At 31.5% G+C, this 13,695-nt stretch carries 15 protein-coding genes; 6 read left to right on the plus strand and 9 right to left on the minus strand.

Translation table 11 applies throughout. The annotated features are described in order from the left end of the window. From BMX09_RS00500 to spxA, 4 genes are all read right to left on the minus strand, one after another. Positions 1 to 382, minus strand: a 382-nt coding sequence (locus BMX09_RS00500; protein WP_143054350.1) for a transposase family protein, incomplete at its 3' end; no start/stop codon positions are given. 277 nt (positions 383 to 659) lie between these two features. Then, on the minus strand, positions 660 to 1,136 hold the full coding sequence (locus tag BMX09_RS00505; RefSeq protein ID WP_089745551.1) for a VanZ family protein: 477 nt from the start codon (positions 1,134 to 1,136) through the stop codon (positions 660 to 662). 267 nt (positions 1,137 to 1,403) lie between these two features. Further along, the gene (locus tag BMX09_RS00510) at positions 1,404 to 2,117 is read right to left on the minus strand and encodes an adaptor protein MecA (protein ID WP_177159475.1); all 714 of its coding nucleotides are present in this window, start codon (positions 2,115 to 2,117) and stop codon (positions 1,404 to 1,406) included. A 160-nt stretch (positions 2,118 to 2,277) separates the two neighbouring features. Next, positions 2,278 to 2,676: a transcriptional regulator SpxA gene (gene spxA / locus BMX09_RS00515; protein WP_089745555.1), complete on the minus strand. Its 399-nt coding sequence runs from the start codon at positions 2,674 to 2,676 to the stop codon at positions 2,278 to 2,280. A gap of 334 nt (positions 2,677 to 3,010) precedes the next feature. On the opposite strand from spxA, the gene trpS reads away from it, so the two are divergent. The 4 genes from trpS (at position 3,011) to BMX09_RS00535 (ending at position 6,811) form a co-directional block, all read left to right on the plus strand. Then, on the plus strand, positions 3,011 to 4,006 hold the full coding sequence (trpS, locus tag BMX09_RS00520; RefSeq protein ID WP_089745557.1) for a tryptophan--tRNA ligase: 996 nt from the start codon (positions 3,011 to 3,013) through the stop codon (positions 4,004 to 4,006). A gap of 72 nt (positions 4,007 to 4,078) precedes the next feature. Further along, positions 4,079 to 4,711: an HD domain-containing protein gene (locus tag BMX09_RS00525; protein ID WP_089745559.1), complete on the plus strand. Its 633-nt coding sequence runs from the start codon at positions 4,079 to 4,081 to the stop codon at positions 4,709 to 4,711. A 97-nt stretch (positions 4,712 to 4,808) separates the two neighbouring features. Then, on the plus strand, positions 4,809 to 6,155 hold the full coding sequence (locus tag BMX09_RS00530) for a Mur ligase family protein (protein ID WP_089745562.1): 1,347 nt from the start codon (positions 4,809 to 4,811) through the stop codon (positions 6,153 to 6,155). Further along, positions 6,152 to 6,811 (plus strand): type 1 glutamine amidotransferase, encoded by a 660-nt coding sequence (locus BMX09_RS00535; protein WP_089745565.1) that lies wholly within the window; start codon positions 6,152 to 6,154, stop codon positions 6,809 to 6,811. Before BMX09_RS00530 ends, BMX09_RS00535 begins: the two co-directional genes overlap by 4 nt. A gap of 53 nt (positions 6,812 to 6,864) precedes the next feature. Here the strand turns inward: BMX09_RS00535 and BMX09_RS00540 are convergent, their stop codons facing one another. Beyond that, positions 6,865 to 7,494, minus strand: coding sequence for a prepilin peptidase (locus tag BMX09_RS00540; RefSeq protein WP_089745567.1), 630 nt, complete (start codon positions 7,492 to 7,494; stop codon positions 6,865 to 6,867). Between the two features lie 88 nt (positions 7,495 to 7,582). Beyond that, positions 7,583 to 8,785, minus strand: a complete 1,203-nt coding sequence (locus BMX09_RS00545; RefSeq protein ID WP_089745569.1) for an AI-2E family transporter — start codon at positions 8,783 to 8,785, stop codon at positions 7,583 to 7,585. 141 nt (positions 8,786 to 8,926) lie between these two features. On the opposite strand from BMX09_RS00545, the gene BMX09_RS00550 reads away from it, so the two are divergent. Then, the gene (locus BMX09_RS00550) at positions 8,927 to 9,949 is read left to right on the plus strand and encodes a lactonase family protein (RefSeq protein WP_089745571.1); all 1,023 of its coding nucleotides are present in this window, start codon (positions 8,927 to 8,929) and stop codon (positions 9,947 to 9,949) included. A gap of 45 nt (positions 9,950 to 9,994) precedes the next feature. Here BMX09_RS00550 and BMX09_RS00555 read toward each other — a convergent pair whose 3' ends face one another. Further along, on the minus strand, positions 9,995 to 10,501 hold the full coding sequence (locus BMX09_RS00555) for a PTS sugar transporter subunit IIA (RefSeq protein ID WP_089745573.1): 507 nt from the start codon (positions 10,499 to 10,501) through the stop codon (positions 9,995 to 9,997). Positions 10,502 to 10,601: 100 nt separating this feature from the next. Next, positions 10,602 to 11,423: an undecaprenyl-diphosphate phosphatase gene (locus BMX09_RS00560; protein WP_089745575.1), complete on the minus strand. Its 822-nt coding sequence runs from the start codon at positions 11,421 to 11,423 to the stop codon at positions 10,602 to 10,604. Positions 11,424 to 11,703: 280 nt separating this feature from the next. Here BMX09_RS00560 and zwf point away from each other — a divergent pair, with 280 nt between their 5' ends. After that, positions 11,704 to 13,116, plus strand: coding sequence for a glucose-6-phosphate dehydrogenase (zwf, locus tag BMX09_RS00565; RefSeq protein WP_089745577.1), 1,413 nt, complete (start codon positions 11,704 to 11,706; stop codon positions 13,114 to 13,116). Positions 13,117 to 13,212: 96 nt separating this feature from the next. Here zwf and BMX09_RS00570 read toward each other — a convergent pair whose 3' ends face one another. Next, a complete protein-coding gene (locus tag BMX09_RS00570) occupies positions 13,213 to 13,638 on the minus strand; it encodes a hypothetical protein (protein ID WP_089745579.1) in 426 nt (141 codons plus the stop codon). Between the last annotated feature and the right edge of the window lie 57 nt (positions 13,639 to 13,695).

Raw genomic sequence — 13,695 nt, forward strand, 5'->3', positions numbered from 1 at the left:
CTGTAAATTCATCAAATAATTGGTCAGCAACATGTAATTTAACGCTTTTAGCAATAAAGCAATTTTTATCAACAATATCTGTTTCTGCAGTAAAGAATTTTTTACAATGTTTGCATTTGAAGCGTTGCTTAATTAATTTTAAATAAGTATCCATACCAGAACAAGGTAGTAATGTAATGGTAGAAGAACGAGTACCATGTTTAACGATAGAAAAATGTTCATTTTTACAACCACAGTGCTCGCATGCTTTAGGTTTATAGGTTACTTTACCGTGGGCAACAATTGATTTTTTACCTTTAACAACAACTTCTTCAGTTAATTCGTCATATAAAGTAACGTTAGGGTCTTTTATTTGTAGAAAAATTTGTGTAGAATGTGACATAGAGCAAGTCTCCTTTTTATCTTATTTTGTTTAGTCGCTTATAATATAAAGGAACTTGCTCTTTTTGTGTAGTCTAAAATCATTTTTTTGCCTTAATTGGCTTGATTTTGTTTCAAAGAGTTAGAATTTAGTTGTCAAGGAGGAAAGCGAAGCGAACCTTGACTACTGAATGATTAACTCTTTATTTTTTTAAAAGCCAATAAGCACATAAAAAATAGGATCAATGATTTTACTCATCAACCCTATAAATTATAGAACCTTTTTAATCTTTATTAAACTATTTTTTAAAGCGAACAACAATAATGCCCATTAAACCACCAAAACTATCTAAAATAGCATCTTGCATTAAAGGCGTTCTTCCAGGTGTTAATCCTTGATGGAATTCATCCGTCATCGCATATAAAGCTATTATAAAAAAGGCTAAAACATACGAAGTCCATTTGTATTTCATATAAAATTGCAATCCCTTTGCCCATTGATACGCCATAAAATAATAAATTAATACATGACAAGTTTTTCGAATAAAAAATTCAATAAACTGCGCATACCCTAATGACGGTACACTAATTAATTTATTCCCATAATAAAATTGAATCTTGGATAATGTTTGCGCAAATGGTTGGCTTTTAAAAATCGTCTGCAATATAGCTACCAATGATTGATCTTGGTAGGAAACTGATGAACTATAAAAAACTAACACCATTGTGGCGATTGCTAAAGTAATTGCTAAATTCGCTTTAGATTTTTTACTCATAAATGATAATCCTTTCATCTTTTTTGAACCAGTGATCCTATATCCTAACTCTAGTGATTGACTTCATACTTATTAACACGTGAATATCCAATCTGCTAATTATAAAAAAGAGATCAGATTAGAACTGACCTCTCAAAGCAATGATATGCCTTCTATAGACAATCCATTGATACTAGATGCCTAATGTCCATCGCAAAAAGCTGAATAGATTTACTGGCAATCGTCTAAAAGCTAACTTCTATTCAATACTAAACCTTTTTGTTGGTACTATCTTTTAAAATACTTTCGTGCAGTTTCTAAAGCATTTTGTGACATAATCAATTGACCATATTCTTGAAGAACTAACTTATCAATTGCTGATTCTTCCCCATATTCTAATACAATTGCTAAAATATCTTTCTGTCTTGGATGATGTCTAGAAATCTTAATCGTTAAAAAGTAACGTTGATTATGCTCGAATAAACTTGATTCTATCTTTTCTTTTCTTAATTGTTTTGATAAGGCAATAAAATCTTCAAATTCATTAAAAATAACTGTTTTCACAATATCTTCTTGAATAATCTCTTCATCATCAAATTCATACTCTTGGCTATCATCCTCTTCAGAATCTTCGAGCGTTTGATTCGCATTACCACCAATTAAATCCAAAATATCAATCTCATTCGCACCTAAAACATCACTCAATTGATTGATAAAGTCTTCATTAGGATCATCAGTATCTTTATCATTAGCTGTTGGAGGTCTTAAACGGATTGATTCAGATACATAAATTTCTAAACCTTCCGTATTTGGCATTACTTGAAAAGTTAACGCTTCTGTTTCTTCAAAAAAATCTAGTAAGTCTAATTCTTCGAGTAAACCATGAAAAAAAGGTTCTACCTGAGTTGGATTAGTAAATAAATCTACTAAATTCACGCCACGATCAATTAAATCCTGATTAGCAACTCTAATTAATACAGTATTTTCATTTATATGTTCCATTTCCATAGTCTGCTCACCACCTTTATTTTATTTCTCTCTTTCATTCTAATTGAAAACTAAAAAAAGTAAAGACTTTTGATTCACTTTCAGACAAAGAAATCAAAAAAAGACTAGGAATTCACTTGCTCCTAGCCATCATTATTTAATTTTTTAAATTATATTAAAAATTCACTAATTGTTGTGCTTGATCTAGCTCATAAGCACGCACTTCTCTTGGTAAGAAACGACGAATTTCATCTTCGTTATAACCTACTTGAAATCTTTTTTCATCCATCATGATTGGACGACGCAATAATCCTGGATTCTTTTGAATTAAATCAAATAAATCATTTAAAGCGATATCGTCTAAATCAATATCTAATTCCTGAAATGCTTTTGAACGAGTTGAAATAATCTCTTCTGTTCCATCTTCAGTCATTCGTAAAATGCCTTTAATCTCTGCGATTGTTAATGGCTCTGAAAAAATGTTACGTTCTTTATATTCAATATTATGTTCCTGTAACCATGCACGTGCTTTACGACATGAAGTACAGCTTGGCGATGTATATAAAGTAACCATGTAATCATCTCCTTTTTATGTGAGCAAAATTTAATGACACCATCACACTCACCTATATACATATTATACCTTATATTGCAAATAATATCTATCCTTTTTTGACTATTTTTTGTACTTTTTTATTTTTACTTTTTCACATATTCCTAACAAATTTCTTTATTTTTTACTATTAAATCAATAAATATAACCAAATTGCTCATTTGTGAAAAAAACATACGTTCCATTAATAGATTAGAATACTTATAATGTAAGGGCTTTTTCTATAAGAGTATTAGTCAAATAGAACATTTTAGGTTATAATACTAATAAGTATGTAACGTTAGGAGTTATGATTATGAAAAAGAAAAAAATATTTTCAGGTGTTCAACCATCTGCTATTCCAACCATTGGAAATTATATTGGCGCAATGAAACACTTTGTTGATTTACAAGATGATTATGATTGTACATATTGCATCGTTAATCAACACGCTATTACCGTTCCACAAGATCCTAAAAAACTAAAACAACAAACGCGTTCTTTAGCAGCATTATATATTGCTTTAGGTCTTGACCCAAATAAATCCACTATCTTCGTGCAATCTGAAGTACCAGCCCACGCGCAAGCTGCTTGGATTGTTCAATGTAATGTCGGTATTGGTGAATTAGAGCGTATGACCCAATACAAAGATAAATCCCAAAAACAAGAATCTGTTTCTGCTGGGTTATTAACTTACCCACCACTAATGGTAGCAGATATTGTATTATATAATGCTGATGCTGTTCCTGTTGGTGAAGACCAAAAACAACATTTAGAATTGACTCGTGATTTTGTCAATCGCTTTAACTCACGCTATGGTAATGGGAATCAGTTATTAGTCTTACCTGAACCATTAATTCCTAAAGAAGGCGCACGTGTTATGAGCTTACAAACACCTACTAAAAAAATGAGTAAGTCTGATAAAAATATTAAAGAATATATTTCATTATTAGATGAGCCTAAAGTTATTCGCAAAAAAATTAAAAGTGCCGTAACAGATTCAAGTGGTGTTATTAGCTATGACCCAATTGAAAAGCCTGGTGTTTCTAATCTATTAACCATCTATTCAGCATTCACTAATCAATCTATTCCAGAATTAGTTAAACAATATGATGGTGTTGGTTATGGTCAATTTAAAACAGACTTAGGAGATGCTATTGTTGCTGTTTTAGAACCAATTCAAGAAAAATATTATGCCCTACTAGATTCAGATGAATTAGATGCCATTTTAGATGAAGGTGCTAAAAAAGCAAATTTAGTAGCAAATAAAACATTACACAAAATGGAAAGAGCGATTGGATTCGCACGCTAAACTAAGGAACCAAACAAGACTGCTTTCATAGTGGTCTTATTTTTTATTGTGATATAAAAGGGGGTTATTATGATGCAAAAAGATCAAATTATTTCAATTGTAGCAGCGAATATGAAAGATTTTCATCAAAAAGATTGTTCTGGTCATGATTGGTTTCATATTGAGCGTGTCCACCATTTAGCCAAAGAAATTAGTCAAACAGAAACAAATGCCGATAGTTTTATTGTGGAATTAGCTGCTTTACTACATGATCGTTATGATAAAAAACTGGTCGCATCAGTTGAATCAGAACGTCAATTTGTGAAAAATTATTTAGCAGATTTTTCTATCGATGAACCAACAATTAATGCTATTTTACAAGCCATTGATTCTGTTAGCTTTAGTAAAGGTCAAAATAACCCACAAGCACTATCACTAGAAGCTAAAATTGTCCAAGATGCTGATCGTTTGGATGCGATTGGTGCTATTGGTATTGCTCGTACATTCGCCTTTGCTGGCAGCTTTCATGAACCGATTTACTTAGGAGAAAAACGTTCCAACCACCTAGATAAAGATGTACCTGCCACCGCAATCGGCCACTTTTATGATAAATTACTACGACTAAAAGATTTCATGCATACAAAAAAAGCAAAAGAAATCGCCCAAAGTCGCCAAGATTTTATGGAAACTTTCTTAAAAGAATTCTATCAAGAGTGGAATCGTTAATTTTATCTAAAATTTGATACTCATGAAGCCTAAAGTATTAGAAAAAATCATTTTTTGTGATAAAATACTTGAGAACTAACTAAAAAAGGAGAATCATATGTCAACTAAAGCAAAACTCGCAAAAGTAGCCGGCAAATTCACTAGATGGGCCTTAACAACCTTTACACATGGAGGTAGTAGCTTACCAGGTAAAGTTGCTCTAAAAATTGATGAAAATGTCTTAAAAGAATTATCTAATGATTATGAAGTGATTATCGTTAGTGGAACGAATGGGAAAACCTTAACAACATCCCTTATTGTTCAAATTCTAAAACAAAAATACCCGAATATTTTAACAAATCCAACTGGGGCTAATCTTCAACAAGGGATTGTATCAACTTTCCTAGGTCATAAAGTTAAAAAAGGTGAAAAGAAAATTGCTGTATTAGAAATCGATGAAGCAACCATTAAGCATATTACAAAATTTATTCAGCCAAAATTATTCGTCTTTACCAATGTTTTCCGTGATCAAATGGATCGTTTTGGTGAAATTTATACGACTTATAACTTAATGCTTGAAGGAGTAAAGGATGCACCTGAGGCAATCGTCTTAGCTAATGGTGATTTACCTATCTTTAATTCTGTTGAAATTCCTAATAAACAACAATTTTACGGCTTTAACTTTGAAGAAGATTGCGAACAAATGGCGCATTATAATACAGATGGCATTCTTTGTCCGCATTGCCATAATATCTTGCACTATAAATCAATCACTTATAGCAATCTAGGTAAGTATTATTGTCCAAATGGCGACTTTAAACGCCCAGAACTTGACTATCAAGTAACTGAATTAACGAATTTATCATTAACAGGCTCTTCATTTAAAATTGATGGCAATCCTTTATCTATTCCTAATGCTGGTTTATATAATGTTTATAATGCCTTAGCTGCTTATTCTACAGCACGTATTTTCGGCCTAACTCCAGCAGAAATCCAAACTGGCTTTGAATCTTCTAAAAAGATTTTTGGCCGTCAAGAAACCTTTATGCTAGGTAATAAAAAAGTCATGATTAACTTAATTAAAAATCCAGTAGGTTTCAACCAAATTGTGCAATTACTAAACTATGAAACAGAACCATTTAGCTTAGCTATTTTATTAAATGATAATTATGCTGATGGACAAGATATCAGTTGGATTTGGGATAGTAATTTTGAAGGTTTACATGATTTAGATTACCGCGAAGTTTTATTAGGTGGTTTACGTGTTAACGATTTGCAATTAAGAATGGAAGTTGCTGGTTTTGAAAAAGAAAATAAAATCATCCAGTCTAATGAAGAATTAATTCAAAAATTAACCGATACTAATGCTGAAAAAATCAATATTTTAGCAACTTATACTGCCTTACTAGATTTACGTAAAGAACTAGCTAAAGCCGGTTATATTAAGGAAGGGATGCAATCATGAAATTAACAATCTGTCATTTATATGGGAACTTAATGAATACTTATGGAGATAATGGTAATTTATTAATGCTTAAGCATCATTGTAAATTACGTGGGATTGAGGTTGAATCAAAATTAATTAGTATTGGGGACGAATTTAACCCTAATGAATTTGATTTAATGATGTTTGGCGGTGGACAAGATTATGAGCAAAAAATTGTTTCTGAAGATTTACAATTAAAAAAAGAAGCCATTACTGAATTTATAGAATCAAACGGTGTTGTCTTAGGGATTTGTGGTGGCTTCCAATTATTAGGTCACTATTATATCAATGCAGCTGGGGATAAGCTTCCTGGCATTGGCGCAATTGATTATTATACTATCAATCAAGAAAATAATCGCTATACTGGTGATGTTGAGATTTATAATGAAGAATTTAATGAAACGTATTTAGGTTATGAAAATCATAGCGGTCGTACCTTCTTAGGTGAAAATGTTAACCCTCTTGGTAAAGTGAAGAAAGGATTTGGCAATAATAATGAAGATAAAACAGAAGGCTGTCATTATAAAAATGTCTTTTGCTCTTATTTCCATGGACCAATGTTAGTTAAAAATCAACATCTTGCTAATCGTCTTATTGATTTAGCCATTAAACGCCAAGAAAACTTAAAAAAATAATAGATAAAGCTAGCTACTACCAGTCACCTTCCTGATAGTAGCTAGCTTTTTTGTTATACTATCAATTGCCAATACATGTTAATGAACCAATCACCATAAAAATAGATTAGGATACAAGCAATGCTCATCATCGGCGCAAAAGCCAATCTCTCAAGCATTTTATTAGTTCCGGTATAATAAAGTATCACAACGACTAAAGCTACCCAAAAAGCGCCTATTCCGACTAATATCACCTCATACCAATCTAACCATAATGCCAAACAACAAAAATAATACACATCCCCCATTCCCATAGCCTCTTTTTGAAATAAATATTGCCCCAATAAATAAATAGCCATATATAATCCCAATGCCACTAAAGACGCTATTACCATTCGGCTTAATTCTTCTAATGAACTAATAACTAGTAACCGCAATAGACAAAATCCAGCTAATAAATGAAGATAAATATAACCTTCCTTTATATCAATTGCTGAGACAAGAATACAACACTCCATTAATAAGAAACTACTTACTATCATGTGCCAATCCAGAATTTCTTGATGATAAAATAGATACACAACTGCCAAGGCTGTCCCGAATTCAACTAGATAAGCCTTACTAGCTTGCTTTGTAATATAGTTAATTACCCAATAATTAAACTTACCGAATCCATAACCAATTACGAATAATAATATTATCATATTGACTCCTCCTTCACTAAGTTATACGTGAAAAAGGTTATTTATTTCGAAAAAAAGATGGAAAGCATTCACTTTCCATCTCTGTTAATTATTTTTTATTTTTTTCTAATAACTCAGCTTGCTCTCCTTCTGGCAAATTAACAATTGGAATAACTTCTGGATACAAACCAGAATGTTCTTTATACCAAGCAAATAAATGCGTCACAATAACTTTTAAGACCGCATAACCTGGAATTCCTAATAATAAACCAACCAAACCGAATAAACGTCCTGCAGTTAATAAAATAAACAAAATTGTCGCCGGATGAATTTTCAATGAATTCCCTAAAATTAATGGCGATAAAATACGACCTTCAATCGTTTGTTCAATTGAAAATACAATAATTACTTGCAATAACATCCACGGTGAATGAACAAAAGCTACAATAACGGCTGGAACCATTCCGAAAAATGAACCTACATAAGGTATGATATTTAACATTCCAGCCAAAATAGCAATGGTCATGCCATAGGGTAAACCAATAATTGCATAGCCAATCATAAACATAATAGCAACAGCCAAAGCTACCGTAATTTGACCACGAATATATTGACTAATTTGATCATTCATTTCAGAAAATACTTCAATGATTTTTTTGCGTGATTTTGTTGGGAAAAATTTTGCTACAGTCGGTAAAATCTTCTCGCCATCAACCATTAAATAGTATAAAATAATTGGCATTGTAATTAAACCAATCACAATCTCACTAACTGCACCAACAACACTCCCCAAACCTAAGAAAGTAGTATTAACAACCCCATTTAATTTAGAGGTAAAGGACTTAACAAAATCTAAATTAATTTGCGTTAATTGCGCTTGAATTTCTTCCCAGGCACGACTCTTAATAAACGTATTTACTTGATTAGCTGTTGCTTCATAATAATATGGCCATTGTGATACAAAATCGACAATTTGCTGTTGGATAATTGGAATAACGCTAAATACCATTGCTACAATTACTAGAACCATCACAATAAGCATAATCCAAACCGCATATTTTTTGGGAATCCCCTTTTTTTGTAAGAACTGCATCCCTGGCTTTAATAAATAAAATAAAATCCCTGCCCCAATCACTGGAAGGCCAACAATTTTTGATAAACTTTGCAATGGTGTAAATAAATAAGCAACTTTAGTAAACATCCAAATATTAATTAAAAATAATAATATAATAATTAAAACGGTCACCAATTGATTATTTAAAAACCACTTCCAAAACCACGATGCCTGATTTTTTGGTGCTTTTTCTTTCATACTATACCTCCCATCCACTTCTCAGTCTTTGTATAAATTTTACCATATTACCTATCTAAAAAATACATTCACGCCTAGTTTTTACAATATTTTATAATTCTTCTGCTATAATAGATATATCAAACACTTGGGGGTATTATTATGAAAGAAACTTTTTTATTAGGCACCTACACCAAACGCTTAAGCAAAGGAATTTATTCAATTGACTTAAATACCGAAACTAAAACGCTTGAAAATTTACAATGTATTGCCCAAACTGAAAATCCAACATATTTAACTAATGATAAGAATTATTTATTTGCTGTCACAAAAAATGATACAAATGGTGGACTTATTGTGTATCAAGAAGAACAAGATAACTACAAAAAAATTGCTACTTTATTCCAAGAAACAAAAGTCCCGTGCTATATTGCTTATAATCCACTTAATCAAAGTATTTTAACAGCTAATTATCATGATGCTACAACTAGTCTTTATCATTTTAATCAAGAACACATTACGCTATTAGATCGCGTTAAAGAACTTGCGTCAAGTGTACACCCTAATCAATCACAATCACATTTACACTTTGCCAATTATACACCTAACAAAAAATTTATTATTAGTTGTGACTTAGGTGGCGACCATCTATTAACGTTTAAATTAACAAATGAGAATCATTTAGCATTAACACATACATATACAAGTCTTCCTGGTGCGGGGCCAAGACATATTGTGTTCCATCCGCATTTGAATATTGCTTACCTTATTTGTGAATTATCCGCAACTATCGAAGTATTAGATTTTAATTCTATAACAGGTGAATTTCAACGTATCACAAGTATAGCGATGTTCAATTCAACTGAACAAGCCCAAAAATGGGCTAGTGCTATTAAACTATCTCAAGACGGTAAATTCCTCTACACATCTAATCGTGGAACAGATGTCATAGTTGTTTTTGCTATTAATCAAGCTACTGGTAACTTAACCAAAATTCAAACTATTGCAACAGAAGGGCGAACTGCACGTGATTTTACCTTAAATCAAGATGAATGTTTTTTGATTGTCGGTCATCAAGATTCTGATAATTTAAGCCTTTTTGAACGTAATAGTAATACCGGACTATTAACACTTTTAGAAAAAGATATCTTTGCACCTGAAGTTATCTGTTTAATCCACAAATAAAATGAGAGCTAGCTTTATAGCTAGCTCTCATTTTATTTTTAATTATTATGCGTTTAATTCTGCGTGACCAATTACGTCCGTTGCAGAAACTTGGCCTGGATTAATTGTTACATTAGCAATTTTATCCATATTAGTTAATGCTACGATCATTGGTGTTTTTTTGCCGGCTGCTTCAATTGCTGCTAAATCAACAGTTGAAATAACTGTATCTTTAGTAACACGTTGGCCTTCCTTAACAACTGTTTCGAATGGTTCACCATTTAATTCAACTGTATCTAATCCCATATGTAATAAGATTTCAACACCATCGTCAGTTTTAATACCTACTGCATGTTGTGTTGGGAATACATTTAATACTTCACCTTCACAAGGAGAAGTAATGTTACCATCTGTTGGCAATACAGCATATCCATCACCCATAAATTTTTGCGAGAATACAGCGTCATCTACTTGATCGATTGGAATTACTTCACCATTTGCTACTGCATATAAAGTTAATCCTGATTTTTCTTCTACTTTTTGTTCTTTTTTCTTTTTAAAAAATCCAAACATTATTTCCACCCCTTTTAATTCATATTATTATTTTATCATAATTAATTCTTAATTAAAAATGATAAGAATTTATGTAACTGTTTTCAAATTCGTTTTTGTTTTAAAGGAAAATTGTAGCTAATACGATAATCCCTAAAACAATACGATACCAACCAAATGCTTGGAAATCATTTGTTTTCACATAACTTAATAAGAATTTAATTGCCCATAATGAAACTACAAATGACACCACACTACCAACAATTAAAATAATAAATTCAGCCATTGTAAAATGGAAACCAAATTTAAGTAATTTTAAAGCACTAGCCCCAAACATAATTGGAATCCCCATAAAGAATGAATATTCAGTTGCAACATAACGTGATGTCCCTACTAATAATCCACCTAAAATTGTAGAACCTGAACGTGATGTACCGGGAACTAATGCCAAACATTGAAATAAACCAATTTTAAAAGCTGTTTTATAATCTAAATTTTCAAAAGTTTCAATGTTTGGTTGAATACCTTTATGCTTACGCTCAATAATAATGAATAAAATACCATAAACAATTAAGGCAATTGCAATAACAATTGGTTTATTTAAATATAGATCCATATAATCATCAATTAAGAAACCTAATACCGCAGCTGGAATACAGCCAATGACCACTTTCTTCCATAAATTAATTGTTTGAATTTTTTCTTTACGTGTTTTTGAACTCGCAAAAGGATTTAAGCGATTAAAGTATAAAATAATAACTGATAAAATCGCTCCTAGTTGAATAACTACATTAAACATTTCTTTAAATTCCGGACTCATATTTAATTGTAATAGTTGATCGACTAAAATCAAATGGCCCGTACTACTAATCGGTAACCATTCTGTAATCCCTTCAACAATTCCTAAAATAATCGTTTTAATTAATTCAATTAAAAACTCCATTGTGTCACTCCTATCTGATATTTATGTACATTTGACAGTATACTGTTTTTTCAGCTTAACTTCTATCTTTATTTAAGAAAATTTAAAAAAATAACTTTTTTTGCGCTTTGATCCACATCAAATCACATCACATGATTATTCTTCATTCCTTATTTCATAGCAAAAAATCTTATATTTTCGTAAAATAAATAATAATGGCTTTATTCAGTTATTTTAGATAGACATTTTTGTTCTAATACTTTACACTGATTTTGATGGATATTTATTTAGGAGGTAAGTTATGAAAAAACATCCCGTTCTTATTACGTTATTTGGTGCAACTGGAGATTTAGCGAGTCGCAAACTCTATCCAGCACTATTTAAATTATACCAAAAAGGCTTTTTAGCTGAAGATTTTGCTGTTATCGGAACTGCTAGACGTCCATGGACAGATGAGTATTTCCATTCAGTAGTTGAATCATCAGTATCAAGTCTTGCTACTAGCTCAAATGAAGCAAAACAATTTGCAAGTCATTTTTATTATTTATCTCATAATGTTAATGATACAAATCATTATATTAAGTTAAAAGAATTATCAAAAGAATTAGACAATAGATATCAATTACAAGGCAATCGTATCTTTTATTTAGCTGTAGCTCCTCAATTTTTTGGCGTTATCGCAAAACATTTAAAAGATCAAGATGTTCTATCTAAAGTTGGTTATAATCATTTAATTATTGAGAAACCATTTGGCCATGACTATCAATCAGCCGAAGAATTAAATACAGCTCTAAGAACAGCCTTTAAGGAAGAACAAATCTATCGTATTGACCATTACTTAGGCAAACCAATGATTCAACAACTAGCTTTAATGCGCAAAGACAACACGGCATTAGAAAACATCTTAACTGGTGAATACATTAAAAATATCCAAATCACTTTAGCAGAAGAAGTTAGCGTTGAAGAGCGTGGTGGTTATTATGAAACAAGTGGCGCTTTACGTGATATGCTACAAAACCATATTTTACAAGTTTTAGCATTAATTACTATGGATACCCCTCTTGATGGGAATATCAGAAAAGCTAAAATTAATGTCTTAAATCAATTACCTAATTATACAAATGAAGAAATCACAGAATATTTTGTACGTGGACAATATGGTGAAGATAGCGCTCATACAAAGCCAGCCTATCGTGCCAATGAACACGTTGCTAATGAATCCACAGTTGAGACCTTTGTTGCTGGGAAAATCTCTTTACAGTCAAATCGTTGGAAAAATACACCAATTTATGTTCGCACAGGAAAAAGCATGGCTCATAAGCACACTAGCATTGTTATTCAATTTAAAGAGCTGCCTGGTAGCGAAATCCCACGCTCCATCAACTTTATGATTGCTCCTGATGAAAGAGTCCAATTAGATTCTTCCGAAGCAACCAGTACCCTTTATCGTGCCATTTTAAATAAATACTTCAACCAAAAAGAATTACAAACTGCTCCTGAAGCATATGAAAAATTAATTCTTGATTGTATGAATCATGAATCAAATAGTTTTTCTGCTTGGGAAGAAGTAGCTGCCTCTTGGAAATTTGTTGATTTAATTCGAGATGCTTGGAATAAAGAAACACCATCATTCCCAAATTACCAATCAGGAACAATGGGGCCAATTGCTAGTGATAAATTACTAGAAAAAGATGGCCATCAATGGATAATCTAAACCATTATAATGAAGCGTTCAATCAATTTGATTGAACGCTTTTTTATTGTAAAAGAAAAAGATTGATAAGCTTAAACTTACCAATCTTATTATCTATTATGCTAATGCTTTTTCAATTTCTGGTAAAAGTGCTAATGACATATTTGAGCCAATCACTAACATTTCATATAATGGGAAAACATTTTCTTTAGCAATACGTGAAACACATTTAGCAAAGATTTCTCCATCACCTGCTAAAACTGCTGTATAATAACCAGTTTTAAACATATTTAATTCGTTTAACATTTCTAATACGGCTGGTTTTTTAGCATAGTCTGTGACATAAGCTAATTCACCGTATACAATTTGAAAATCAGCAATATCTTCTGCATCCTGAATAACAATATTAAATGAAATTGGTTTGGCATCTGGTTTAGAAAATACACCTGTATAAATATGATTACCGTCTGGAGCTTGTCTTCTTTCTAATGGTAATCCTTTTTCTTTAAATAATTGATCAATCTGTTCAATAATAGCTGTCATCATTATCCCTACTTTCCAATTAATTGCGCTTACAATATCTATTGTACATGATTTTTC

It is taken from the genome of Granulicatella balaenopterae (assembly GCF_900111135.1).
In the GTDB taxonomy this organism is placed as follows: Bacteria; Bacillota; Bacilli; order Lactobacillales; family Aerococcaceae; genus Granulicatella; species Granulicatella balaenopterae.

Excerpts from the sequence above, each read along its gene's own strand:
- BMX09_RS00560 (WP_089745575.1), bottom strand. The coding sequence starts at position 11,423 with ATGGAGTTTTTAATTGAATTAATTAAAACGATTATTTTAGGAATTGTT.
- BMX09_RS00505 (WP_089745551.1), bottom strand. The coding sequence starts at position 1,136 with ATGAGTAAAAAATCTAAAGCGAATTTAGCAATTACTTTAGCAATCGCC.
- BMX09_RS00570 (WP_089745579.1), bottom strand. The coding sequence starts at position 13,638 with ATGACAGCTATTATTGAACAGATTGATCAATTATTTAAAGAAAAAGGA.
- BMX09_RS00555 (WP_089745573.1), bottom strand. The coding sequence starts at position 10,501 with ATGTTTGGATTTTTTAAAAAGAAAAAAGAACAAAAAGTAGAAGAAAAA.
- BMX09_RS00550 (WP_089745571.1), top strand. The coding sequence starts at position 8,927 with ATGAAAGAAACTTTTTTATTAGGCACCTACACCAAACGCTTAAGCAAA.
- BMX09_RS00535 (WP_089745565.1), top strand. The coding sequence starts at position 6,152 with ATGAAATTAACAATCTGTCATTTATATGGGAACTTAATGAATACTTAT.
- BMX09_RS00525 (WP_089745559.1), top strand. The coding sequence starts at position 4,079 with ATGCAAAAAGATCAAATTATTTCAATTGTAGCAGCGAATATGAAAGAT.
- BMX09_RS00540 (WP_089745567.1), bottom strand. The coding sequence starts at position 7,494 with ATGATAATATTATTATTCGTAATTGGTTATGGATTCGGTAAGTTTAAT.
- BMX09_RS00545 (WP_089745569.1), bottom strand. The coding sequence starts at position 8,785 with ATGAAAGAAAAAGCACCAAAAAATCAGGCATCGTGGTTTTGGAAGTGG.
- spxA (WP_089745555.1), bottom strand. The coding sequence starts at position 2,676 with ATGGTTACTTTATATACATCGCCAAGCTGTACTTCATGTCGTAAAGCA.
- zwf (WP_089745577.1), top strand. The coding sequence starts at position 11,704 with ATGAAAAAACATCCCGTTCTTATTACGTTATTTGGTGCAACTGGAGAT.
- BMX09_RS00530 (WP_089745562.1), top strand. The coding sequence starts at position 4,809 with ATGTCAACTAAAGCAAAACTCGCAAAAGTAGCCGGCAAATTCACTAGA.
- trpS (WP_089745557.1), top strand. The coding sequence starts at position 3,011 with ATGAAAAAGAAAAAAATATTTTCAGGTGTTCAACCATCTGCTATTCCA.
- BMX09_RS00510 (WP_177159475.1), bottom strand. The coding sequence starts at position 2,117 with ATGGAACATATAAATGAAAATACTGTATTAATTAGAGTTGCTAATCAG.